Origin of the sequence: Arcicella lustrica (assembly GCF_034930985.1) — a bacterium.
Lineage (GTDB): Bacteria > Bacteroidota > Bacteroidia > Cytophagales > Spirosomataceae > Arcicella > Arcicella lustrica.
In genome coordinates this window covers 347,189-371,180 of record NZ_JAYGIM010000003.1, presented here as the reverse complement: position 1 = coordinate 371,180, position 23,992 = coordinate 347,189, and the positions used below count along the sequence as shown (strand labels likewise).

The following is a 23,992-nucleotide window of genomic DNA, read 5'->3' as shown; positions in this document are numbered from 1 at the left end:
ATTGCTGATTGAGTGATTTTTTTACCATTCTATCATTTTTTCTCAGATTATTCTAATCACGGTTTATTCTGTTAGCTAAAATCTAAATTTAGAAGTTAAAAATGACAACATACACATTATCCGTTTTCACGACCAATACCATTGGTTTGTTAAATCGAATTACCATTATTTTTACAAGGAGAAGGTTGAATATTGAATCCTTGAATGTTTGCGAAACTGAACGCAAAGGTGTTTCAAGATTTACGATTGTAATTCGTCACGAAAGTCGTGAGGCTGTTGAAAAATTGGTTCGTCAAATTCGTAAAGTAGTTGATGTACTTGCAGTTTTCGGTTATTTAGACCACGAAATTGTTTTCAACGAAATCGCCCTTTTCAAATTGGCTACACCGCTTGGAGGTTCACCTTTAAACATCAAAGAAATCAATCTCGATTGGAATGCGAAAGTAGTTCACTGGGGACTTGACTACGTAGTGATTGAAAAAAACGGTACAGAAACTGAAATCGCAGAATTTTACCAATACATGAAAAATTGGGAAATTTTGGAATACCTAAAGTCTGGAAGAGTAGCCGTAGGTAAAACCGAAAAAGGTTTGGTAGAATATTTACCAGAGCATGAATGGGAAATTGTGTAGAGTATTCGTAAATAACTCGTTTTATCAAAAAGAGATTACCTTCAATCAAGGTAATCTCTTTTTTTTTGTTCTCTTTTTTTAATAAAGATTGAAACCTTTTCTTGTATAAGATTATTATTTAATTTTACTTTGTATTTCAAAGTACTTTATTGTATTTAAAATTTTAAATCAATTCGTTATGACACAGAGAAACAATTTTACAATACAAGGAATTAATCGAAAATCGCTTATTACAAGGATGTTAATAGGTGGAGGAGTAGGATTAATCGTTATCTCATTATTCCTTTCTGGAACTGGAGAACCTAATCCTGAATGGGGAAAATTTTGGATGCTTAGACCTTTAATAATTGTTCCTATTGCTACTGCATTTGGGAGTTTGTCTTTTTATTCAATCGACTTTGTAGGTTCTCAAGGTACTTTGAAAAAAGTATTGGCTTTTGCTTTCAGCATTCTTTCATTCGTTATTTCACTTTGGCTAGGTATTGTTTTAGGCTTAGACGGAACTTTGTGGAATTAGTCTTAGCTATTTCAATTTGTGTTAACGAAATTGCTACTCATAAAATCTAAAAAATGAATGATAGTGATACTAAACGTCTTTCACGACTGAATGCAATTTTAACTCAATTGCAAACAAAGCGTATCTCGACTGCTCCACAATTGGCTGCCAAATTTTCAGTAAGTGTTCGTACAATTTATAGAGATATTAGAGCTTTGGAACAGGCAGGAATTCCTATTATTACAGAAGAGGGAAAAGGTTATTCAATGATGGAGCATTATAGTATCCCGCCTATCATGTTTACAGAAAATCAAGCTAATGCGTTGATTCTTGCAGAACAGTTAGTGATGAAAAATAAGGATGCTTCATTTATTAAAGATTACACAGAAGCTATCGACAAAATTAAAGCGGTTTTAAAACATAATCTGAAAGACAACGCAAACTTACTTGCTGAACGAACTAGATTCAGCCAGAATGTTAACGGTGAAAGAAACAGTAATAATTTATCTGATTTACAGTTTGCACTAACGAATTTTTATCTAACCAAAATAGCATACACCAACGAAGCCGATAGTACGACAGAGAGATTGATTGAGCCATTTGCGCTACTGAGTACACAAGAAAATTGGTTATTGGTAGCGTGGTGCCGTTTACGAAATGAATTTCGATATTTCCGTTTGGATAGGATTAAAAAATTGGAAATCCTTACCGAAAAATTTACTCCTCATAAAATGACCTTACAAGAATATTTTGATAAATTCTATTAATTTATTTTATACCCCTGACATAGGGCTGTCATTTCTCCAATATAGTTTTGTGACATAATCTAAAAAATAATATCATGATTAGTCAACTTACAAACTTAAATTGGATGAGTGTTTTACTCGCATTTATCATTTATTTTTTATTGGGAGCTTTATGGTTCACTTTGTTTTTCAATAAATCCTACAAAGTTTCATTGGGGCGAGATAAAGAAATCTTGCCTAACAAAACTATTTTTATCGTCGGTCCAGCAATTTGTTCATTCGTGATTACTCTGGCAAGTGCTATTTTGATTGAAGCCTTAAAAGTTCAGTCTTTGGGTTCAGCCTTTGAATTCGCCTTACTTATTGGCATTGGTTATTTGGTTGCCAATACGATTAACATTGCTATTAATCCAAATATTCCTCGACCAATTCTTTATGGAATGATAAGTGGAGCATATCATTTAGTAGGTATTTTGATTGTAAGTTTTATCATCGTTTCAATGAAATAGTGAAAATGCAGACAACAGCAATTGAAACTTTTAGCCCAACTAGTCGAGAAAATTGGCGAGAGTGGTTAGCAGAAAATCATCGTTCAAAACAATCAATTTGGCTTGTTTATTATAAAATACAGGCTAATATTCCAACAGTAAGTTATAATGATGCTGTTGACGAAGCACTTTGTTTTGGCTGGATAGATAGTACTAAGAAATCGCTTGGGAATGATACATTTATGCAGTTTTTCAGTAAACGAAAACCTAATAGTGTTTGGTCGAAGATAAATAAAGGAAAGATTCAACGCTTAATTGATGAAGGACTGATGACAGAAGCAGGTTTTGAGAGTATTGAAAAGGCGAAGCAAAATGGTTCTTGGTCAATTTTAGATGAAGTAGAAGAATTAATCATTCCTGAAGATTTAGAAAATGAATTCAACACTAAATCGGGTTCAAAGGACTTCTTTTTAAGTTTAAGTAAGTCTGTCAGAAAAGCTATTTTACAATGGTTAGTCCTTGCTAAACAAGCGGAAACTCGACAAAGAAGAATTACAGAAATTGCTGAATTGGCAAGTCAAAAACTGAAACCAAAACAGTTTTAATAAAAAAGTGGGATTCAAAAACTAATTTTGAATCCCACTTTTGAAACTAATTTTAAAATTACTTTGCATAATTTACAGCTCTCATTTCACGAATAACCGTTACTTTGATTTGCCCCGGATACTGCATTTCTTTTTCTATTTTTTGAGAAATATCATAAGATAGCATACTTGCTTTTTCATCAGATACATTTTCAGAATCTACCAATACTCTTAATTCTCTACCAGCTTGAATGGCATAGCATTTCTGAACACCACTGAAACTTACTGCTAATTCTTCTAATTCTTTTAAACGACGCATGTAAGATTCCATCATCTCACGTCTAGCTCCCGGACGAGAACCCGAAATCGCATCACAAACCTGAATGATTGGCGAAATCATAGAAGTCATTTCAATTTCATCATGGTGAGCACCAATTGCATTGCAAACTTCTACATTTTCCTTATACTTTTCAGCCAATTGCATCCCCAAAATAGCGTGAGGCAATTCAGCTTCTTCATGCCAAACTTTACCAATATCGTGTAATAAACCAGCACGTTTAGCCAACTTCGCATTTAAACCTAATTCAGCAGCCATAGTAGCACAAAGCTTTGCTACTTCACGAGAGTGTTGTAAAAGGTTTTGTCCATAAGATGAACGGAAACGCATTCTACCAACCATTTTAATTAGCTCTGGATGTAAACCGTGAATACCTAAGTCAATCACAGTACGTTCTCCAATTTCGATGATTTCTTCATCAATATTTTTCTTCGTTTTTGCTACTACTTCTTCAATACGAGCTGGGTGAATACGCCCATCTTGTACTAAACGGTGTAATGACAAACGAGCAATTTCACGACGAACTGGGTCGAAACCAGAAATAATAATCGCTTCTGGCGTATCATCAACGATAAATTCTACACCAGTTGCGGCTTCTAAAGCACGAATATTTCTACCTTCACGACCAATGATTTTACCTTTCACATCGTCTGATTCAATGTTGAAAACAGATACACAGTTTTCAATTGCATTTTCAGCAGCCGTTCTTTGAATGGTTTCAATAACTACTTTTTTTGCTTCTTTGGTTGCCGTTAATTTCGCTTCTTCAATGGTATTTTTAATGATAGACGAAGCCTTCGTTTCAGCCTCAGCACGCAAAGCATCAATCAATTGTTGACGAGCTTCTTCAGCCGTTAAGCTTGCAATTTTCTCTAATTGCGTTACTTGCGAAGCCAACATTTCTTCTGCTTGTATTCTTTTTCTATCAGCCTCTTCAGTTTTCTTTCTAAGATTTTCTTCTTTAGAAGTCAACGATTGTTTTTGTGAATTTAAGTCAGATTCTAATTTCTTGGTTTGTTCCATAGAAATCTGAATATTACGCTCACGCTCCTTTAATTTTTGCTCATTTTGAACCAAAATCTGCTTTTTCTTATTTGAATCATCTTCAAATTCTGAACGAAGTTTTAGAAACTTTTCTTTGGCTTCTAGTATTCTATCTTTCTTGATGTTTTCTGCTTGTAATTCAGCATTTTTGACAATATCTGCAGCTTTGGAAGTTGCTTCTTCTTCAATTCTCTGGGTATTCTTTGCAAAAGCAAGTTTACCGACAAATATTCCCGCTATCAGCGAAGCAACTGCGGCAATGATGGGAGTTAGCATTATTTATATCGTTTTAGTTAATAGTTTTCGTGCATTTTGTGATGCAATCCGACCAACTATTGAGTGAAAAAAAGGAACTAAAACAGACAGATGCCTTGAATGTGAAAAGAAAAATAAACGTTGGTATTATCTTATTTAAAATTGAGAATGTTATTTCAAAAATAAATCAAACAAGTAAACTAGAAATTTGTATGGCGTTGTTTTTGGGAACGAATCCAGTCAAAATCATGTCGTTAGAATGTATAAGGTTTAATTTATGGAATTCAGTTACTTGTATTAATTTTATAAAGGATGATTTAATTCGCTCAATTTTATACAAAAACGTTTAAACAAATAATAAAGAAATATATTAACTCATTCTGTAACAGAACTTAATAATTTGTCCAATTCAGAAACCTTCCCCATCACTGATTTTTGAAGATCACTGTGTTTGGCACCAAATTTAAGGTTACTCATTACAAAATCTAAAGCAACAATTGCTAACAGACGTTGGTGAGATTCAACCTTTTTCGTTTCTCGATAAGAATCCATTTTTTCATTAATCAACTTAGCAGCCTTGCGAACGAATTCCTCTTCTTCTCTACCTACAGATAGGTTGAAGGGTTCATGGGCAACGACTATATTACAAGGGACTTTCTCGGCCATTATATTCAAGTTTTAAATTAAAAGTTTTCAGTTATTTAGTTAATGAGACTATGAACTATTAAACGATTGATTTTTGAAACTTTGTTATTTACTAAGTTGACTAATACACTTGTCTATTTCTAAGATATATTGGTCAAGTTTTTCTTTCAATTCGGCATTATTGCCTGTACTATTTAGATTGTTTACTGCAATCTTACTGATTTTATCTGATTTTTTAAAGTTTTTTATTCTTTGGTTTAATTTTTTATTTAATTCTTGGTTTTCCTTTAATGTTTCCGCCAAGGTATTTTTCAGCGATTCGTTTTCTTTATTGGCTTGTTCAAGTTTATTCTTCAGTTCTTTATATCTCAAGACGACATTCCTTAGTTTTACTTCTAAGGCCTCAAATTGATTCCGAATTTGATTGTCAGTTATCATGCCGTCTGTTTGTGATTTTTCCTGTAAACTCTTTAGATATTAAAAATCTAAATAAAAAACGATACATTATTGAAAAGCCTAAAATTTATATTGGCTTTAATCCTATATAAATACAAAGTTCTATAATTTACTCGAAAAGTTTATGTTTTTATCTTAAAAAAGCATACTTATCTCTGACTTTCAGTGGAATAATTGTCTTTCGCTCAATCAAAACAACACTTGCCGTGTATAAACTCAATAATAAGAAATGGTAGGGGATAGAAATCCATAGATTTTCAATATGAATTTGCATGGTACAATAAATTAACACGCCCGCAGAAATGATATAACCAAAGCCTGAGAAAATTTTATAAGGTACTGGATAATACTTTTGACCGAAGTAATAACACAGGGCTGTCATCGAAAAGCATGAAATCAAAAAAGCGACTGCACAGCCCATATAACCCATTTTGGGTATGAGAATAAAGTTGAAAAGAATAGTAATGGCTAAACCCGCAAAAGTGATTCTAGTACCAAAATAGGTTTTTTTATTCAGTTTGAACCAAACAGAAATATTATAATAAATACCTAAGAAAAGGTTTGCCAAAAGTAAAATGGGTACTACTTTCATGCCTTCCCAATAGATTGGTTTTCGTAAAAACAATACTTTTAAAATATCAAGATTTAAGCATACTCCAAGCCAAATAAATACACAAGTAATTAAAAACCATTTTGTAACATCAGCCAAAGTTTCTGGTGAATTTTTGTCTTCTGCTTTTGCCAAGAAAAATGGTTCAGCCGCATAACGAAAAGCCTGAGTAGCCAAAGCCATAAAAATGGAAAGTTTATAAACGTTGCCATAAATGCCAAGGGCTTCTTGAGAAGTACGATTGGGATAGAAACCTTCGGGAAGTAATCTTTCTAATAAAATTCTATCAAACATCAAATTGAATGTACTTGCCAAACCCATTACCATGATTGGATAAGCGTAAATCAATAAATTTTTTAAAACAGCTTTATCAAACTGAAATTTGAAGTCTTTGAATTCAGCTCTTAAAAAGTAAAAGAAACAAGCATTGGCAAGTAGGTTTGCTAAGAAAATATAACCAGCACCAACACTTGGTAAATACAGTTTCTGAGCCAAGGGTTGCAAGAAAAGTAAATAATCTCCTTCGGCAATTTTTTTGAATCCTAACAAGAAAATAACGTTTAGTAAAACATTTACCAGAATGTTGAAAATTTTTGCTTTGACAAATTTTTTGGTTTGTTTTTCCAATCTCAATCTTGCAAATGGAATGGCAGTGATGGCATCAATTGCTACAATGAGTGAAATCCAAATTAAGAAAATTTCTTTGCCGGGAAAACCTAAAGCTGTAATAATGGGCGTTGAAAAAACAATGAGTATTCCAGAGAAAATACAACTACTAACAATAATGGCAGATTGAATGATATTGTAATACTTGGCTTTATCGTCTGCTGCAAAACGGAAAAAAGCTGTTTCCATGCCATAAGTATAAATAATATTGGCAATGGCTACGTAGGCATAAAGCTTTACATTTACGTTAAGCTCTTTTGGCAAAAAAGCCGCAGTATGAACAATCACCAATAGAAAATTTAGTGATCTACCCAAAATAGTACTTATGCCATACGATGCTGTTTCGCTCGCTAGTTTTTTTAAAACACTCATGTTAATTATAATTGTGTGTCAAACAATCATTTACCTTTTGTTTGAATTCAATGCGAATGCAATTTACAAGTACTTATGTGTTATTACAATTTAAGGGTGAAATGATGAATCAAAATTATTTTTAAAAATAAGTACAAATACTTATTGTAGTATGAGTATTTATACTAATTTTGTGGCATAATAATCAATTCGTGGTTGAATTGTGCTTTTAACAGAGCTGAGTGATTAAACGCCCCAAATACGTTTAATCACTTTTTTTTGTGCCGTAAAATAAAAAACGAGCATTTTTTAGATGCTCGCTTCTTGAAGAATTTCTATATGTGGCTTAATTACTAAGCTTAAATTAAAGCTGATAATGTTTTAATTCAATTAAGTTTTCAGGTAAAGCTTTCGCTGTCCAATACTTATGAATTGAAAGTGCTGCTCCTAACGAAGTGGCTTGAGCTACCGATGCAGCATAAACTTCCAACGTTGGAAATGCCATAGCCAAAAGTTTCATGAAGATTTCATTCTTTCCAAAACCACCATCTACAAAGAGTTTTTTCACAGGCGAATTATTCAATACTAATTCGGTAGCAATTAATTGTTGAGCAACGATGTCGATAATTAATTGGTGATAAGCTTCTTCGTAATTACTAAAAACGGTTAAATCTCTACTTCCAAAAAGTGATTCTTGCAATGGCGGACGCTTTGCTTCTCGCAAATGGTCGTCATCACCATGCAATTGACTTTCCCTTAATGCTTGTAAAAGCTCATCATCACATTTTACTGTTTTGTAATAATCATTTGCCAAATTGAAATGCGAAGCCAAACGTTTGGTTTGTTGTTCGTGTTCATATCCTGCAAATAATCTTGAAGCTTTTACGGGCTTACCTTCGTAGTGCATGTACGATAAACAATCGTATTGCAATTCTTCAGCACTTAATGGAATATGATTGAAAGGATTCAAGCTTATACACCAAGTACCCGTTGAAAGTAAAATAAAAGGTTCTGTAAAACTCGCCAAGTAAGGAATCAAAGCTGCCGAACTATCGTGTAAACCTACGCCTACTTGTAATTCATGTTCGCCAATACTTTTCTGCTGAACTTGGTTAGAAGGAAAAATTGGTGCTAATTTCTCGTCAACTCCTTCTTCATGCACCCATCTATGATAAGTATTTTTAGTGAAGTCCCAAAGGTTTGTATGGCAACCAATACTTGTAATATCTGAATAATAATTTCCTGTAAACAAGAAATTCAAGTACTGTGGCAAATGAAGCGAATACTTGATTTTAGCGTATAATTCAGGCTTTTCGTATTTCAGACGATACAAAACCATTCCAGAATTCAAATTCCCTAATACTGGTGAAGCCGAAATTTGTGAGAATTTCTGTTCGCCATCATAAGTATCGTAAAACTGCTTTTTTAGATTTTCTGGATACGTTTTTAAATAATTATACAAAGGTGCAATGGCTTCGCCATCAGCATTAAGATGAACAAAGCTTGCTCCGTAAGTTGAAAAATTTAATGCTTTTATAGCAAAATCAGGAAGGTTTAGTACCTCCTCAAACGTTTTGGTTACCCATGAGTTGAGGAGGTCTAAATCTTCACAATTATCACCATCTTCGTCTTTGGTTTCGTCGAATTGGGTTGATTTTTCTAAAACAATTTTATACTGTTCGTCAAAGAGAAACAGTTTTTTATTGGTTTTGCCAATGTCAAAAATCGCAATGACAGAAGTTTTATTTGCCATACAACATTAAAGCCCAGTAGAAACGGCTTTCAAGCCTCTTTCTTGAATCAAATTTTCTCTAATTTTCAAGTTACGATACAATGCAATTGGATTCAATGCACCACCAGCACGAAGACGAGCCTCTGCTACCAATGCACGAACGTCAGTACGGAAAGCATCTTGCAAAATTTCCTGACAACGCACTACATCATTTTCTTCTTGAGCTATTTCTAAAGCTTTTTTATCAACCGATAATGCCTGAGCATAAGCAGTCATGATAGCTTCAACAGATTGTAATAAATCTTCTAAAGGATCTTTCACATTGTGTGAAGCATCAATCATCCAACCTAAATCTGTAGCGTGATTCATTCCTCTTGCATCCATTCCTTCTACTAATTCGTTGAAGATTAAGAACAATTGGTAAGGCTTTAATGCACCAGCAGTCAAATCATCATCACCATATTTAGAATCATTGAAGTGGAAACCACCTAATTTGCCTTCCATTAATAATAACGAAACGATTTGCTCGATGTTAGCATTTGGCAAGTGGTGACCTAAGTCAACCAAAGTAAAAGCTTTATCACCTAATTTTTTAACGTATGAATACGACTGTCCCCAATCTCCAACCGTAGTTGAATAGAAATTAGGTTCAGCACATTTATATTCTAGGAACAATTTCCAGTTATCTGGTAAAGCTGCATAGATTTCCTCTAAACTTTCCAAAGTATTTTGGTAAGCTTTACGGAAATTTAATTGACCCGGAAAACAAGAACCATCAGATAACCAAACTGTTAAAGATTCAGAACCCAATTCAATTCCTTGTTTAATTACTTCAATGTTATGGTCAATCGCTTGTTTACGAATAGCCTTGTTAACGTTTTGAAGTGAACCGAATTTATAAGAGTACTCTTGATTAGCTTGGTCTTGGAAAGTATTTGAGTTTACTGCATCGAATTTCAAACCATGTTGTGCCGCCAATACTTTGATAGCTTGTGCATTTTGTGGTATGTCCCAAGGAATGTGTAAAGAAATAGCACCACTTGCTTGGTTTAATGAATGAAGTAAACCTACATCTTCAATTTTTTCTTCCAAACTTCTAGGTTCTCCGCCGCCTGAAAAACGACCAAAACGTGTACCACCAGTGCCTAAAGCCCAAGAAGGAATCGCAATTTGGAAATCAACTAATTTTTGGATGATATTCTCAGCATTTTCTACTTCCGAAAGTGTGTATGCTAATTTACGTTGATGACCCGCAAGTACATCTTCGTTATGTGATTGGATTTTATATTTTTCGAGTTGCATTGGAGAGAAAGGAAAAAAGATGAATTTTAAATATGAGTTATGAATTATTAATTATGAGATGTTTCAAGTTTCCTTTTTCATTCACATAATTCATAATTACTAACTCATAATTCAATTAACGATAGAAGCCCATTGCCACACCGCCATCTACGTTTAAGGCATTTCCAGTTGATTTACTTAATAAACCACCTACAAAAGCAAAACAAGCATTAGCAATATCGTCTGGAAGAATGATTTCGTTCAATAAAGTACGTTTTGCGTAATAAGCTGGTAATTCAGCCACTGTGATTCCGTAAGCTTTCGCACGGCCTTCAGCCCATCCGCCTGCCCAGATATTTGAATCTGAAATTACTGCATCTGGATTTACTGTGTTTACTCTGATTTTGTCTCCGCCTAATTCTGCCGCCATCAAACGAGTTAAATGTGCTTGAGCAGCTTTCGCAGAACCATAACCAGGGTTGTTTGGTCCAGCTACTACGGCATTTTTAGAAACAATATTCACGATGTCGCCACCTAAATTTTGTTTACGCATCATTGCCACTCCTACTTGTGAAACCAAGAATTGACCTTTTACTAAAATATCATATAATCTATCCCACTCTTCGATAGAATGTTCGGCAATAGATTTTGAAATACTGATACCAGCATTATTTACTACGATGTCAACACCACCGAAAGCCAAGGCTGCTTCGTCAAAAGCTAAAGCGATTGAAGTAGCGTCTGTCACATTCAGTAAAGTAGAAGAAACAGCATCTTTTCCGAATTTTCCAATGAATTCAGCTTTTGCTCCGTCCAAACGTTCTTGGTTGATGTCGTTGATTACTACGCAAGCACCTTCTTCTGCAAATTTCTTAGCGATTGCCTTACCAATACCACCAGCCGAACCAGTGATTAAAGCAATTCTACCAGAAAGTGCTTTTGGTTTTGGCATACGTTGTAATTTAGCTTCTTCCAATAACCAATATTCAATATCAAATGCTTCCTGACGTGGCAATGAAGTATATTCAGAAACAGCTTCTGCACCTTTCATTACGTTCACAGCATTTACATAATATTCTGAAGCTAAACGTGCTGTTGTTTTATCTTTCGAGAAAGTAAACATACCTACACCTGGATAAAGGATTACCACTGGGTTAGGGTCACGCATGGCTGGAGAGTTATCTCTTTTGCAAGTATTGTAGTACTCGGTGTACATCGCACGGTAAGCTTCAAAAGCAGGTTCTAATTTTGCTTTGATAGCAGCTACGTCTGTCAAATCTTCGTTTGGCTCTAATTCAAGCACCAAAGGAGAAATTTTTGTACGTAGGAAGTGGTCAGGACAAGAAGTACCAAGTGGAGCTAACTTTGCAAGGTCGTTTGAATTAGTAAATTCTAACACACGAGCATCATCAGTGAAATGTCCAATCATATTACGATATGAAGAACAGAAACCACGTAAGATAGGAGCAATAGAAGCTGCTTGTTTCTTACGGTCAGCTTCAGGAAGACTTTCAATTTTTTGTCCACCGAAAACTGGTGCTTTTTTACCATAGTTTGCTTCTAAGTATTCAGCACATTTTTCGATTACTTCTAAAGTATTGATATAAGAATCGAAAGAAGTATCGCCCCAAGTAAACAAACCATGTGAACCCAACATGATACCTTTTAATTTGATACCACGAGAAGCTGCTTCTTCCAAACATTCACGTAATTGAAGACCCAAGTCGAAACCTGGACGTTGCCAGCCTACCCAGCCGATTTCACCGTTAAATAATTCTTCTGTGATTTGCTTACCGTCTTTTGCTGCTGCGATGGCAATGGCTGCATCTGGGTGCAAGTGGTCGATATGAGCAAATGGTAAAAACCCGTGAAGAGGAGTATCAATAGAAGGAGCTTTAGAAGCTAAATCGAAGATACAGTGGTTGAATAATTCTACCATTTCATCTTCGAATTCGATGCCACGATACACGTTTTCTAAAGCACGAAGTCTGTCAACATATAAAGCTGCGCAACCTGATTTTTTCAAAGTACCGATGTCACCACCAGAGCCTTTAATCCACATCACATCAGTTTGATTTCCCGTTAATGGGTCTTTATCTACGATTTTAACAGAAGTGTTTCCACCGCCATAATTTGTTAAACGGAGATCCGCTCCTAAGAGGTTTGAGCGATAAATGAATAAAGCTACTTCGTCGCCTGCTAGTTCAGCAGCTTTGGCTTCGTCCCAAAGATAGCTTACGTATTTGAATGTCTTGGTTGCCATTTTTTTATAAAAAATATAATAATTAATGTTTAGCAAAACTAGAATTCTCCGTATCTTAAACCGTCCTGTACTATCATGCGGAAAAATGCGCTATAAATGAAGCAATCCATTGTTGGGTCTTACAAGATTTAATAATAGCAACTTTTTGGGCTATTTTTAGGCTTTATTGAAGGTAAAACGCAAAAAAAATAATAGAAATTTTAACCTTTTAATGATGGAACAATAGCATTTATTAAGTATAATTACTCTAAAAGTTGCATTTTAAGCTATTTAGCAAGGCTATTATGATAAAGGTTTGGGTGTTTTTTTTAAATTTGGAGGTATTATTGCATACAAGTGCATTGAGTGAATAGAATATTGCAATACTTTGCATCTTTTGGTATTTTACATATTAAAATTATAAATAAAAAAGTAAATTTTTATTAGAAACTTATTGATAACCATTTATATAAAAAGGTATGAGTAAAAGTATAAGTGCGGAGAAGCTGCGATTGAATACTCGCAAAGATAATAAGGGGTGGAAAAAGTGGGGGCCTTATCTCTCAGAGCGGCAATGGGGTACAGTTAGAGAAGATTACTCAGCCAATCAGGATGCTTGGAATTCAGTGACACATGATATGGCACGTTCAATTGCTTATCGTTGGGGCGAAGAAGGAATTGCTGGTATTTCAGACAACAAATCTCATATTTGTTTTGCTTTGGCTTTTTGGAATCATAACGACCATATTTTAAAAGAACGTCTTTTTGGTTTAACTGGTAGCGAGTCTAATCACGGAGAAGATGTAAAGGAATTATATTATTACCTTGACTCTACGCCGACACACTCCTACATGAAAATGCTCTATAAATATCCAATTAATTCATATCCTTATGATCAATTGGTTTCTGAAAGTAGAAAGCGTTCTCGTTTAGAGCCTGAATATGAAATTCTTGATACAGGTGTTTTTGATAACAATGAGTACTTCGATATTTTTATAGAATATTCTAAAGCAGACGAACAAGATATTCTTATCAAAATAACGGCTCATAATAGAAGTAAAAAAGCAGCACCACTTACTATTTTACCAACTGTTTGGTTTAGAAATACTTGGAGCTGGGGCTACGAAAACTACAAGTACAAACCAATGATGACTGGTGTGGCGAAGAAAGCCATCGATATTGACAATAAAAATATTGGTCATTACAAACTGTACTGCGAAAATGCTCAGGAATTACTTTTCTGTGAAAACGAAACCAATTTTGAACGTCTTTATAAAGTAGGAAATGCTTCGCCTTATTGTAAGGATGGTATCAATGATTATATTGTTGATGATAAGAAAACCGCTATAAATCCGAATAACATTGGTACAAAAGCAGCGGCTAGATACACTAAAACCATTAAAGGCGGTGATAGTTATACGGTTAGACTTCGTTTAGTTGACCATTCTATTCTTGAACCATTTGGTGGTTTTGAAGATACAATGGATAAACGTATTCGTGAAGGAAATCAGTTTTATGAAGAAGTACAGCAAGGTGTAGAAAATCCAGAATTGTTAAAAATCCAGCGACAAGCTTACGCAGGAATGCTCTGGACGAAGCAATGGTATTATTATAATATCAACGAATGGATAAAAGGTGACCCTGCTATGCCAAAGCCTTCGGAATATAGAAAGTATGGAAGAAATGCAGGTTGGCGACACATGTATTCAGCCAATATTTTGTCGATGCCCGATAAATGGGAGTATCCGTGGTTTGCAGCTTGGGATTTAGCCTTCCATACTTTGCCATTGGCTAGGGTTGACCCAGATTTTGCGAAACGTCAATTAGCTGTAGTCCTCCGTGAGTATTATATGCACCCGAACGGACAAATTCCTGCTTATGAATGGTCGTTTTCGGATGTGAATCCGCCTGTACATGCTTGGGCAACTTGGAAGGTTTATGAAATTGACAAAGAAATGAATGGCAAAGGCGATATTGCCTTCCTTGAAAAAATCTTTCATAAATTATTACTAAATTTTACTTGGTGGGTAAACCTAAAAGATGAAGGAGGTAATAATATTTTTGGTGGAGGTTTCCTTGGCATGGATAATATCGGAGTATTCGACCGTTCGGCTACTTTACCAACTGGCGGACGTTTAGAACAAGCTGACGGTACTGGTTGGATGGCTATGTACAGCTTGAATATGTTACGAATTGCCGTAGAAATTGCCTTGGAACGTCCTGTTTATCAAGACATGGCTTCAAAATTCTTCGAACACTTTTTGCATATTGCAGGAGCGATGCAATCGCTTGGAGGAGATGAAATTAGTCTTTGGGATGAAGAAGACCAATTCTATTATGATATGCTTCATTTACCGAACAATAATAGTATGTTGTTGAAAATCAGGTCGATGGTTGGTTTAATTCCTCTTTTTGCAGTAGAAGTCTTGAATCCTGAAATGCTTGAAAAGTTACCAGATTTCCGTCGAAGAGTAGAATGGGTTTTAGCGAATAGACCCGACTTAGCAAGTTTGATTTCCCGTTGGTATGAATCAGGTAAAGGAGAAAGTAGATTACTCGCAATTCTGAGAGGTCACCGTATGAAAATGATTATGAAAAGAATGTTTGACGAAACAGAATTCCTTTCTGATTTTGGTATTCGTTCACTTTCAAAATATCATTTAGAATATCCTTATCAGTTCAGAGTAAATGGCGATGTACTCAGAGTGGATTATACACCTGCCGAATCAACTGGAAGTATGTTTGGTGGAAACTCAAACTGGCGTGGACCAATTTGGTTCCCAATGAATTTCTTATTGATTGATTCGCTGATGAAGTTCCAAGAATATTATGGAAACGATTATGAGGTAGAATATCCTACCAATTCTGGTAATATGGTGAGTATTAAAGAAGCTGCGATAAGTATTTCAGAGCGTTTGATAAATCTATTTACTGAAAACAGTGAAGGAAGACGTCCAATGTATGAGAAATACGAAAAAATGCAAAGCGACCCTCACTTCAAAGATTTGATTCTTTTCAATGAATATTTTGACGGTGATACTGGGAAAGGGCTAGGAGCTGCACACCAAACGGGTTGGACTGGTCTTGTCGCAGAGTTGATATTGAGTGTTTCTAAAGCAGAGAAAAATAGCTTTAAAGAAGCGAAGATTTAAAAGTTTTTGACTCAGCATTATAAAGCTTCAATTTCCATAATTTGCGTTAGTATAATAAGGCTATGTTTTTGATACTTCTCAGGAGTACACTAAACATAGCCTTAATTTTTGATTTAATGAATCACAAATTCTTGACTATTGTGTGAAAAAATAATACCTTAGCAAGCAAAAAACACGAAATAATGAACATTTTAAAAGATATTATTCAGCCTTTAATGGTAATTTTTGGAGGTATTTTTGCTTTGTACCAGTACCAAAAACAACAAAAGTTTAAGCGATTACAAAATTTATCTTCTTTGTGGAAATCATTTCTGGGAGATGAGAAAATGCTTGATTTATTCAATTTACTTAATCTTGCAGAAAAGAAAGACCCGCAAATAATAGAGGACATTAGAAGCTATGACCCAAAGTTGAAGTATAAATATTTGGCTATTATTGAGGAGGTTACTTTGTATGCAGATACTTTTGAAATTGATAAACCCCAAGCCAAATATCTATTTCAATGGCATTTTTTCTTTGCTTACCAATCTCCCGATACTGTTGAACATTTTTGGTATAATCTTGGGGGTTCAGAAGAAATGATGGCTTCTTACTGGGCAAAATCTCGAAATATTTCAAACGAGTTTTTACCCAGCTAAGACAAATCCTAATTCTTTACACCAACACCGAAAATAAATCAGGTTGTTCGTTCAATTTTTGATAGACTATATTTTGTTCAATCATTCGCTCTAACATGGGTTCATAATCCTCTTTGTGTTTCAGTTCGATGCCTAACAATACAGGACCAGATTCTCGGTTTGTTTTTTTCTGGTACTCAAATAAAGTAATGTCATCTTCTTCTCCCAATACATTATTTAAAAAATTCTTCAATGCGCCTGCTCTTTGTGGAAAACGAATAATAAAGTAATGTTTTAAGCCTTCATAAAGGAGTGAACGTTCCTTTATTTCTTCGGTACGAGTAATGTCATTATTTCCACCAGAAACCAAACAAACCACATTTTTACCTTTTATTTCCTCTTTCATAAAATCCAAAGCGGCAATGGTTAAAGCTCCTGCTGGTTCGGCTACAATGGCAGATTCGTTATACAGTTCTAAAATAGTTGTACATACTTTGCCTTCTGGAACAACAATAATATTATCCAATGTTTCTTTACAAATATTGAAAGTCTTTTCGCCAACACGCTTAACGGCTGCTCCATCTACAAATTTGTCAATGCTTTCCAATTCAATTACATGACCAATCTCAAGACTTGCTTTCATTGAAGCCGCACCAGCAGGTTCAACACCGATGATTTTGGTATGTGGAGAAAGTTGTTTGAAAACCGTAGAAACACCAGCTGAAACTCCACCGCCACCAATTGCCAAAATGATATAATCTATCTTAACATCCGAATCTTTAAAGATTTCAAGCCCGACAGTCGCCTGACCAGTAATCACATCCATATCATCAAAAGGATGAACGTAAGTAGCATTGTGTTCTTCGCAATATTGCTTGGCAGCATTTGACGCATCATCGTAAGTATCGCCAACTAGCATTACTTCAATATCATCTTTCCCAAACATTTTTACTTGTTTGATTTTCTGATTAGGCGTAGTTGTAGGCATAAAAATCGTGCCTTTTACTTTCATTTTATGGCAAGCGTAAGCCATGCCTTGTGCATGATTTCCCGCAGAAGCACAAACTACTCCTTTCGCCAATTCTTCCGCAGAAAGCCTAGCCATTTTATTGTATGCACCTCTGATTTTATAGGAGCGAACAATTTGTAAATCCTCTCTTTTTAAAAAGATATTAGCATCATAGCGTTCGGAAAGAACAATGTTTTCGGTAAGTGGAGTATGAACTGCTACACCACGAAGGCGCTCAGCCGCTTCATAAATACTTTCGAGCGTGGGGAAAATAGCATCTTGTTTTTGATCTGTTTTATTAGCCATGTTGATGAAATAAAGCCTTTAATTTTTATTTTACAAATATAAGATAGTTTGTAAGGAATAAATGCCTTTCCTTATTTTGAAAGTGAATTTCTGAATTCTAAGGGCGATTGATTCGTCAATTTTTTAAAATACTTCGAAAAATACGATTGGTCTGAAAAGTTTAATTGATAAGCAATTTCTGAGATTCCTAAATCGGTATGGGTTAAAAAACGCTTTATTTCCATAATCATTCTATCATTAATTAAATCGGTAGAAGTTCTTCCTGTTACACTTTTTACGGTTTCGCTAAGGTAATTAGGTGTGATGGAAAGTAAGCTGGCATAATCTTTCACCGATAAATTTTCCTGACTTTTTTCTTCAATCAATTGCTTGAAACGCTTCACCATGATTTTACCTTTACTGGTTTTATCGTCATAATTACTGAGTGGATAAATTCGCTTACACTGAATCAAAATTAAATCCAACAAAGCCCGAATAGCTTCTTCTGAATCAGTTAGGTTTTGCTGATTTTCGTAAATAGCATTTTTGAAAAGCTCCGTAATTACTTGTTTCTCACTTTCATTTTCCAAATAAATTGGTGGCGTTTCTTGATTCAAATTATAGAAAAACGGAAGTTCAAAAAGTTTGTAAGGGTCGGTTTTATTAAAATGATAAAAAGAAGAAGTGAACAGAAATATATAACCTTTCACATCTTCTGAGAGATTCAATTCATGAATTTGTCCGGGAGAAAGAAAGAAAATCGTATTAGGCTTGATGGTATAATTCTGAAAATCAATCGTATGAATGCCTTCTCCTTGTGTAAGAAAGAGTATTTCATAAAAATCATCGTGACGATGTGGATACGTTACTTTAAAATTTCGATTAATATCATAGTGCTCAATCTGAAATTGAATCGTTTTTTCAGATTTATTATTAAACCTATCAATGCTATAAACGGGAATGTCAAGCTGTTTCATTTGATAAAATTACACAATTGCTTTTTTCTGTAAAAGTTTTAAAATCATCTGTTTAAAATAAAAAGTATTTAAGTAAATATAACTTAGCCATAAAAAGTACCTAAATTAAACATGAATTTACCAATCATTAATTAATGATTTTTATCAACTTTGTAAATATTTTAACGATGTCGTGAATTTTAGGTCTCGACAGCGTTCTTTAAAATCAAAAACATTCAAAAAATGGCAAATTATTTCAATACTCTTTCATTAAGAGAAAAATTAAATCAGTTAGGTGTTTGTGAATTCATGGATAACACTGAATTCACTGACGGAGTAAGTGCATTAATCGGAAAGAAAATCGTAGTAGTAGGTTGTGGAGCACAAGGTTTGAACCAAGGTTTAAACTTGAGAGATTCAGGTTTAGATGTTTCTTATGCTTTACGTCAAGAAGCAATTGATAGCAAGAGACAATCTTGGAAAAGTGCTACTGAAAATAATTTCACAGTAGGTACTTATGAGCAATTGATTCCTTCGGCTGATTTAGTAATCAACCTTACGCCAGATAAACAACATACTTCAGTAGTAAACGCTGTAATGCCTTTGATGAAAGAAGGTGCTACACTTTCTTATTCACACGGTTTCAACATCGTTGAAGAAGGAATGCAAATCCGTAAAGATATTACTGTAATCATGGTTGCTCCAAAATGCCCAGGTTCAGAAGTACGTGCTGAATATGTTCGTGGTTTTGGTGTGCCTACTTTGATTGCCGTTCACCCAGAAAACGACCCTGAAGGAAAAGGTTGGGCTTACGCAAAAGCTTATTGTGTCGGTACTGGTGGACACCGTGCGGGTGTGTTGAAATCATCTTTCGTAGCAGAAGTAAAATCTGACTTAATGGGTGAGCAAACTATCCTTTGTGGTTTGTTACAAACGGGTTCTATCCTTTGTTTTGACAAAATGGTTGAAAAAGGAATCGATGCTGGTTATGCTTCTAAATTAATTCAATACGGATGGGAAGTAATCACTGAAGCGTTGAAACAAGGTGGTATTACTGCGATGTTCGATAGACTTTCAAACCCTGCTAAAATTAAAGCATTTGAAATTTCTGAAGAATTGAAAGATATTATGCGTCCGTTGTTCCAAAAACACCAAGACGACATCATGAGCGGAGAGTTCTCTTCAACAATGATGGCTGACTGGGCAAACAACGACAAAAACTTGTTGACTTGGAGAGCTGCTACTGGCGAAACTGCTTTTGAAAAAACGCCAGCAGGTGATGTTAAAATTGCAGAACAAGAATACTTCGATAACGGTTTATTGATGGTTGCGATGGTTCGTGCAGGTGTTGAATTGGCATTTGAAACAATGGTTGAAGCAGGTATCAAAGAAGAATCTGCTTATTATGAATCATTACACGAAACTCCGCTAATTGCTAACACGATTGCTCGTAGAAAATTATTCGAAATGAACTCTGTAATTTCAGATACTGCTGAATACGGATGTTATTTATTCGACCACGCTTGTAAGCCTTTATTAGCTGATTTCATGACAACTGTTGAAACAGATATTATCGGTACTAACTTCAATGCAGGGAAAGATAATGGTGTTGATAACAGAACAATCATTGCAGTAAACGAAGCACTTCGTTCACACGATATTGAATATGTAGGTGCTGAGTTGCGTCAAGCGATGACTGATATGAAAGCGATTTCTACTGTTGCTTAATCCTCAATTGTATCATTTTTGCAAAAAATCTCCTAAGTCGTACTCAGGAGATTTTTTGTTTTATAAAAGAAACAAAGGATATAGATAGTGAAATAAAATTATTTAATATCGATTGAAAAGTAACGGTGGCTTAATTTGTGAAATTCTTTGTATTTTTATAGTTATTTGCTCGTTTAAAAATAAAACAGACAGATTTACGGATGCTAGTCAGAACCTTTTGTAAAATAATGATTGCTCTATGCCTGTGTTTTCAGGTATTTTCACAGAAAAAACTATTTGAAAAACACTCTGATATTGCTTTTGGAATAGGAACAGCAAACTATTATGGAGACATTGTTCCTATTAATAGACCAATACAATCTACTTTACAAAATATACGTTGGAACCTCTCCTTTGATTTAACAAGACATTTTTCTCCTAGATTTTCCGGAAATATAGCGTTAACATGGGTAAGAATTGCTGGAGATGATAACGAATTAGAAGGAGTTGCTGTTCAGCAAAATGCTTTTATGAGAAATGCGCATTTTAGAAATGATATACAAGAATTATCATTTAAAGGTATTTTTAATATCATTAGAGGAAGTAGAAATTTTCAAAAACGAGCAACTATCACTCCGTACTTATTTTTAGGATTTGCTTTTTTTCACCATAATCCTGTTGCTAAAGTACCATTAGATTTTGTTGGTTCTGAAGCAACTGCTGGTGAATGGGTTAGTCTTCAGCCACTTCATACAGAAGGGCAAGGTCTGGCAATTAATCCAAAATCAAAATATGAGCTATTTGCCTTGAATTTTCCACTCGGTTTTGGATTAAAATACAAAATAAACAGAAAGGTTGACTTAGGAGTAGAAATTGGAGTACGTTATAACTTAACTGATTATCTTGATGATATTGGAGGGAACTATGCTAGCTCCAATGAATTGCTTGCAATAAGTCCACTTGCTGCTGCTATGGGTCATAGAGAGTACGAATTGATTGCTGTTAATTCAGGTAATAATAGAGAAGCTGCAATAAGGCAATATTTAGCTAGAAATGTGAATCCTATTTATGCCAATCCCTCATTAACACCTGTAAGCTCTTTCCCTAATATTTTTCCTCAAGGTTCTGCTAGAAATGGAGCAAGTAGATTAGATGATATTTATGTATTGACTAGCTTTCGTTTAATTTACCATCTCTCTCCAAATATAAAATGCCCCGTGATTCAATAAAATAATTGCGACTAATTATCAATCAGGACTTTACTCTAATTTCTGAAAAAAGCATACACAAGTCTATAAAATTAAATAGACTTCAATTTGTCGTTTCCCTTAAAATTCGCTAATTTAGATTAAACACTAATTCATAGTCTTTCAAAAAATACTCATTTGTCCTTGAATAACACCGTGGAAGTAAAAGAAATAGATTTAGAGCAAGAACGAAAAGAGATCCTAAAGCGATACCGAAAATTACTCAATATTGCCCGTCCATACCTGCAAGATGATGATGCTAAACTGATAAAAAAAGCTTTCATGTTATCTGCCGAAGCTCATAAAGAGATGAGGAGGAAATCTGGTGAGCCTTACATTTATCATCCTATTGCGGTAGCTCAGATTTGTGTTGAGGAAATAGGTTTAGGTGCTACTTCGATTATGTGTGCTTTACTGCATGATGTGGTAGAAGATACAGAAATTGAGTTGTCAGAAATCGAAGCCATTTTTGGGAGAAATGTGGCTAAAATCATTGATGGACTTACTAAAATTTCAGGTGTTTTTGATTATGGAAGTTCGCAACAAGCGGAAAACTTCCGTAAAATGTTATTGACACTTTCGGATGATATTCGAGTAATTCTGATAAAGCTTGCCGACCGTTTGCATAATATGCGAACTTTGGGAAGTATGCCTCGTGATAAACAATTGAAAATCAGTTCTGAAACTTTTTATTTGTATGCACCATTGGCGCATCGTTTGGGGCTTCATGCTATCAAATCTGAATTAGAAGATTTATGCTTGAAATATACTGAACCAGAAGCCTATAAAGATATTGCTAAGAAGTTAAAAGAAACCAAAACTTCAAGAGAGAGTTTTATTCAAAACTTTATTCGACCGATTGAGAAAGACTTAAACCTGATGGGTTACAAACACATTGTGAAAGGTCGCCCGAAATCAATTTATTCTATCTATCATAAACTCAAAAAGAATAATACTCCCTTTGAGGAAATTTATGACCTTTTTGCGGTGCGGGTAATTTTAGATGTTCCTACTGAATTAGAGAAATCTGCTTGTTGGGCTGTTTATTCGATGGTAACCGACCATTACAAACCTAATCCAGAACGTTTGAAAGATTGGATTTCTAACCCAAAATCAAATGGTTATGAATCTTTACATACTACAGTAATGAGTTCTGGAAGGCGTGGACGTTGGGTAGAAGTACAAATCCGAACGACTCGGATGGATGAAATTGCCGAAAAAGGTTTTGCTGCTCACTGGAAATATAAAGGAAACGATACTCGTACCAATAAAGCTTTTGAATCTTGGTTAAGCCAGATACGTGAAGCTTTAGATACTTCTGATAAATCGCAGTCTGCCGTTGAATTGGTAGATGATATTAGAAGTAGTTTGTACAATGATGAAATTTTTGTTTATACTCCAAAAGGTAAACTAATTGTGCTAAAAGATGGTGCAACTGCACTAGATTTTGCATTTGAGATTCACTCTGAAGTAGGAGCGAGGTGTATTGGGGCAAAAGTAAATAATAAGTTAGTCCCTTTGAGTCATAAACTCAAAACTGGCGATATTATTGAATGTATGACTTCGCCTAAGCAAAAACCTTCAGAAGATTGGTTGGCTTTTGTGGCGACGACCAAGGCGAAAGCTCGTATCAAAGATTATATAAAAGAAGCCAATAAGCAGCACGTCATCATGGGGCGTGATATGATTGAACATCGCTTAAAAGTACTTGGTGTAAATACTTTAACGCTCGAAATCACCAATCAACTTCGTGCATATTTTAATGCGAAGGATTCTAATGACCTTTTTTATCGTTTCGGAAAAGCTTATATCAGTTTAGATGAAATCAAAAAATGGAAGTCTGATCGTGAAGCTCATGAACGCAAGCAAGCGACAAAAGCGATTCAAGAGCCATTAACCAATACCAAAAATGTCATTAAAGAACTCAAAAAATTACATGGCGATGTGAAAAATGCCGATGCGATTTTGATTGGAGAAGACATGGACAGAGTAGATTACACGCTCGCCAAATGCTGTAATCCTATTGCTGGTGATACCGTTTTTGGATTTGTTACGATTAATGAAGGTATTAAAATTCATAGAACGTCTTGTCCGAATGCAACAGAATTATTGTCTCGTCATGGTGATAGAGTAATCAAAGCCTTGTGGACTAGCCAAGTGAAGATGTCGTTTGTCGCTCATTTAATTATCAGAGGAACTGACAGGATGGGCTTAATGAACGATGTGACAAGAGTAATTTCACAAGAATTAAAAGTAAATATCCAAAATCTATCTATTGGAGTAAAAGAAGGAATCTTCGAAGGAAAAATCGCATTAATGGTTCAAGATACACAACATCTTGAAACACTTGTTCATTCTTTAGAGCAAGTTGATGGCGTTATTCAAATTGAAAGAGGTGAGTAGAATTTCTTTTTCTCTTAAAAATTGATTTATTTTACTTTCCAAAATTGATTT

General features: G+C 34.8%; 19 protein-coding genes. 10 read left to right on the top strand and 9 right to left on the bottom strand.

Going from position 1 to position 23,992, the window contains the following annotated elements:
• The first annotated feature begins 101 nt into the window (after window positions 1-101).
• The 5 genes from ilvN to VB798_RS04935 all read left to right on the top strand — a co-directional run bounded on the left by ilvN (window position 102) and on the right by VB798_RS04935 (window position 2,967).
• A complete protein-coding gene (gene ilvN / locus VB798_RS04955; RefSeq protein ID WP_184134927.1) occupies window positions 102-632 on the top strand; it encodes an acetolactate synthase small subunit in 531 nt (176 codons plus the stop codon).
• A 178-nt stretch (window positions 633-810) separates the two neighbouring features.
• The gene (locus VB798_RS04950; RefSeq protein WP_323256572.1) at window positions 811-1,149 is read left to right on the top strand and encodes a potassium transporter KefB; all 339 of its coding nucleotides are present in this window, start codon (window positions 811-813) and stop codon (window positions 1,147-1,149) included.
• 53 nt (window positions 1,150-1,202) lie between these two features.
• Entirely contained in the window at window positions 1,203-1,895 is a 693-nt protein-coding gene (locus VB798_RS04945; protein WP_323256570.1) for a helix-turn-helix transcriptional regulator, read from the top strand.
• Between the two features lie 74 nt (window positions 1,896-1,969).
• Window positions 1,970-2,383: a DUF1761 domain-containing protein gene (locus tag VB798_RS04940; protein ID WP_323256568.1), complete on the top strand. Its 414-nt coding sequence runs from the start codon at window positions 1,970-1,972 to the stop codon at window positions 2,381-2,383.
• Window positions 2,384-2,388: 5 nt separating this feature from the next.
• Window positions 2,389-2,967 (top strand): YdeI/OmpD-associated family protein, encoded by a 579-nt coding sequence (locus VB798_RS04935; RefSeq protein WP_323256566.1) that lies wholly within the window; start codon window positions 2,389-2,391, stop codon window positions 2,965-2,967.
• 58 nt (window positions 2,968-3,025) lie between these two features.
• Here the strand turns inward: VB798_RS04935 and rny are convergent, their stop codons facing one another.
• From rny to VB798_RS04900, 7 genes are all read right to left on the bottom strand, one after another.
• Entirely contained in the window at window positions 3,026-4,603 is a 1,578-nt protein-coding gene (gene rny / locus VB798_RS04930) for a ribonuclease Y (protein WP_323256563.1), read from the bottom strand.
• A gap of 354 nt (window positions 4,604-4,957) precedes the next feature.
• Window positions 4,958-5,248 (bottom strand): cell division protein ZapA, encoded by a 291-nt coding sequence (locus tag VB798_RS04925; RefSeq protein WP_323256561.1) that lies wholly within the window; start codon window positions 5,246-5,248, stop codon window positions 4,958-4,960.
• 84 nt (window positions 5,249-5,332) lie between these two features.
• On the bottom strand, window positions 5,333-5,665 hold the full coding sequence (locus VB798_RS04920; RefSeq protein ID WP_323256559.1) for a hypothetical protein: 333 nt from the start codon (window positions 5,663-5,665) through the stop codon (window positions 5,333-5,335).
• Window positions 5,666-5,813: 148 nt separating this feature from the next.
• Window positions 5,814-7,331: a lipopolysaccharide biosynthesis protein gene (locus VB798_RS04915; protein ID WP_323256557.1), complete on the bottom strand. Its 1,518-nt coding sequence runs from the start codon at window positions 7,329-7,331 to the stop codon at window positions 5,814-5,816.
• A gap of 343 nt (window positions 7,332-7,674) precedes the next feature.
• Window positions 7,675-9,063, bottom strand: coding sequence for an FGGY-family carbohydrate kinase (locus VB798_RS04910; RefSeq protein ID WP_323256554.1), 1,389 nt, complete (start codon window positions 9,061-9,063; stop codon window positions 7,675-7,677).
• 6 nt (window positions 9,064-9,069) lie between these two features.
• On the bottom strand, window positions 9,070-10,344 hold the full coding sequence (locus tag VB798_RS04905; RefSeq protein WP_323256552.1) for a TIM barrel protein: 1,275 nt from the start codon (window positions 10,342-10,344) through the stop codon (window positions 9,070-9,072).
• Between the two features lie 115 nt (window positions 10,345-10,459).
• A complete protein-coding gene (locus tag VB798_RS04900) occupies window positions 10,460-12,586 on the bottom strand; it encodes a bifunctional aldolase/short-chain dehydrogenase (RefSeq protein ID WP_323256550.1) in 2,127 nt (708 codons plus the stop codon).
• A gap of 458 nt (window positions 12,587-13,044) precedes the next feature.
• On the opposite strand from VB798_RS04900, the gene VB798_RS04895 reads away from it, so the two are divergent.
• Both VB798_RS04895 and VB798_RS04890 read left to right on the top strand, forming a co-directional pair.
• The gene (locus VB798_RS04895) at window positions 13,045-15,717 is read left to right on the top strand and encodes an MGH1-like glycoside hydrolase domain-containing protein (RefSeq protein WP_323256548.1); all 2,673 of its coding nucleotides are present in this window, start codon (window positions 13,045-13,047) and stop codon (window positions 15,715-15,717) included.
• Between the two features lie 182 nt (window positions 15,718-15,899).
• Window positions 15,900-16,355, top strand: coding sequence for a hypothetical protein (locus tag VB798_RS04890; protein WP_323256546.1), 456 nt, complete (start codon window positions 15,900-15,902; stop codon window positions 16,353-16,355).
• A gap of 16 nt (window positions 16,356-16,371) precedes the next feature.
• Here the strand turns inward: VB798_RS04890 and ilvA are convergent, their stop codons facing one another.
• Window positions 16,372-17,649, bottom strand: coding sequence for a threonine ammonia-lyase (ilvA, locus tag VB798_RS04885; RefSeq protein WP_323256544.1), 1,278 nt, complete (start codon window positions 17,647-17,649; stop codon window positions 16,372-16,374).
• Window positions 17,650-17,720: 71 nt separating this feature from the next.
• The gene (locus tag VB798_RS04880; protein ID WP_323256542.1) at window positions 17,721-18,605 is read right to left on the bottom strand and encodes an AraC family transcriptional regulator; all 885 of its coding nucleotides are present in this window, start codon (window positions 18,603-18,605) and stop codon (window positions 17,721-17,723) included.
• Window positions 18,606-18,827: 222 nt separating this feature from the next.
• Here VB798_RS04880 and ilvC point away from each other — a divergent pair, with 222 nt between their 5' ends.
• The 3 genes from ilvC to VB798_RS04865 all read left to right on the top strand — a co-directional run bounded on the left by ilvC (window position 18,828) and on the right by VB798_RS04865 (window position 23,941).
• A complete protein-coding gene (gene ilvC / locus VB798_RS04875) occupies window positions 18,828-20,312 on the top strand; it encodes a ketol-acid reductoisomerase (protein ID WP_323256541.1) in 1,485 nt (494 codons plus the stop codon).
• Window positions 20,313-20,512: 200 nt separating this feature from the next.
• A complete protein-coding gene (locus tag VB798_RS04870; RefSeq protein WP_323256539.1) occupies window positions 20,513-21,520 on the top strand; it encodes a DUF6089 family protein in 1,008 nt (335 codons plus the stop codon).
• Window positions 21,521-21,682: 162 nt separating this feature from the next.
• Window positions 21,683-23,941: a RelA/SpoT family protein gene (locus VB798_RS04865; RefSeq protein ID WP_323256536.1), complete on the top strand. Its 2,259-nt coding sequence runs from the start codon at window positions 21,683-21,685 to the stop codon at window positions 23,939-23,941.
• Window positions 23,942-23,992: the final 51 nt, after the last annotated feature.

What these genes read in the sequence shown, in the direction of transcription:
- VB798_RS04950 (WP_323256572.1), top strand. Translation starts at nt 811, where the DNA reads ATGACACAGAGAAACAATTTTACAATACAAGGAATTAATCGAAAATCG.
- VB798_RS04870 (WP_323256539.1), top strand. Translation starts at nt 20,513, where the DNA reads ATGCTAGTCAGAACCTTTTGTAAAATAATGATTGCTCTATGCCTGTGT.
- VB798_RS04880 (WP_323256542.1), bottom strand. Translation starts at nt 18,605, where the DNA reads ATGAAACAGCTTGACATTCCCGTTTATAGCATTGATAGGTTTAATAAT.
- VB798_RS04935 (WP_323256566.1), top strand. Translation starts at nt 2,389, where the DNA reads ATGCAGACAACAGCAATTGAAACTTTTAGCCCAACTAGTCGAGAAAAT.
- VB798_RS04890 (WP_323256546.1), top strand. Translation starts at nt 15,900, where the DNA reads ATGAACATTTTAAAAGATATTATTCAGCCTTTAATGGTAATTTTTGGA.
- VB798_RS04895 (WP_323256548.1), top strand. Translation starts at nt 13,045, where the DNA reads ATGAGTAAAAGTATAAGTGCGGAGAAGCTGCGATTGAATACTCGCAAA.
- rny (WP_323256563.1), bottom strand. Translation starts at nt 4,603, where the DNA reads ATGCTAACTCCCATCATTGCCGCAGTTGCTTCGCTGATAGCGGGAATA.
- ilvA (WP_323256544.1), bottom strand. Translation starts at nt 17,649, where the DNA reads ATGGCTAATAAAACAGATCAAAAACAAGATGCTATTTTCCCCACGCTC.
- VB798_RS04915 (WP_323256557.1), bottom strand. Translation starts at nt 7,331, where the DNA reads ATGAGTGTTTTAAAAAAACTAGCGAGCGAAACAGCATCGTATGGCATA.
- VB798_RS04940 (WP_323256568.1), top strand. Translation starts at nt 1,970, where the DNA reads ATGATTAGTCAACTTACAAACTTAAATTGGATGAGTGTTTTACTCGCA.
- VB798_RS04920 (WP_323256559.1), bottom strand. Translation starts at nt 5,665, where the DNA reads ATGATAACTGACAATCAAATTCGGAATCAATTTGAGGCCTTAGAAGTA.
- ilvN (WP_184134927.1), top strand. Translation starts at nt 102, where the DNA reads ATGACAACATACACATTATCCGTTTTCACGACCAATACCATTGGTTTG.
- VB798_RS04925 (WP_323256561.1), bottom strand. Translation starts at nt 5,248, where the DNA reads ATGGCCGAGAAAGTCCCTTGTAATATAGTCGTTGCCCATGAACCCTTC.
- VB798_RS04910 (WP_323256554.1), bottom strand. Translation starts at nt 9,063, where the DNA reads ATGGCAAATAAAACTTCTGTCATTGCGATTTTTGACATTGGCAAAACC.
- VB798_RS04900 (WP_323256550.1), bottom strand. Translation starts at nt 12,586, where the DNA reads ATGGCAACCAAGACATTCAAATACGTAAGCTATCTTTGGGACGAAGCC.
- VB798_RS04905 (WP_323256552.1), bottom strand. Translation starts at nt 10,344, where the DNA reads ATGCAACTCGAAAAATATAAAATCCAATCACATAACGAAGATGTACTT.
- VB798_RS04945 (WP_323256570.1), top strand. Translation starts at nt 1,203, where the DNA reads ATGAATGATAGTGATACTAAACGTCTTTCACGACTGAATGCAATTTTA.
- ilvC (WP_323256541.1), top strand. Translation starts at nt 18,828, where the DNA reads ATGGCAAATTATTTCAATACTCTTTCATTAAGAGAAAAATTAAATCAG.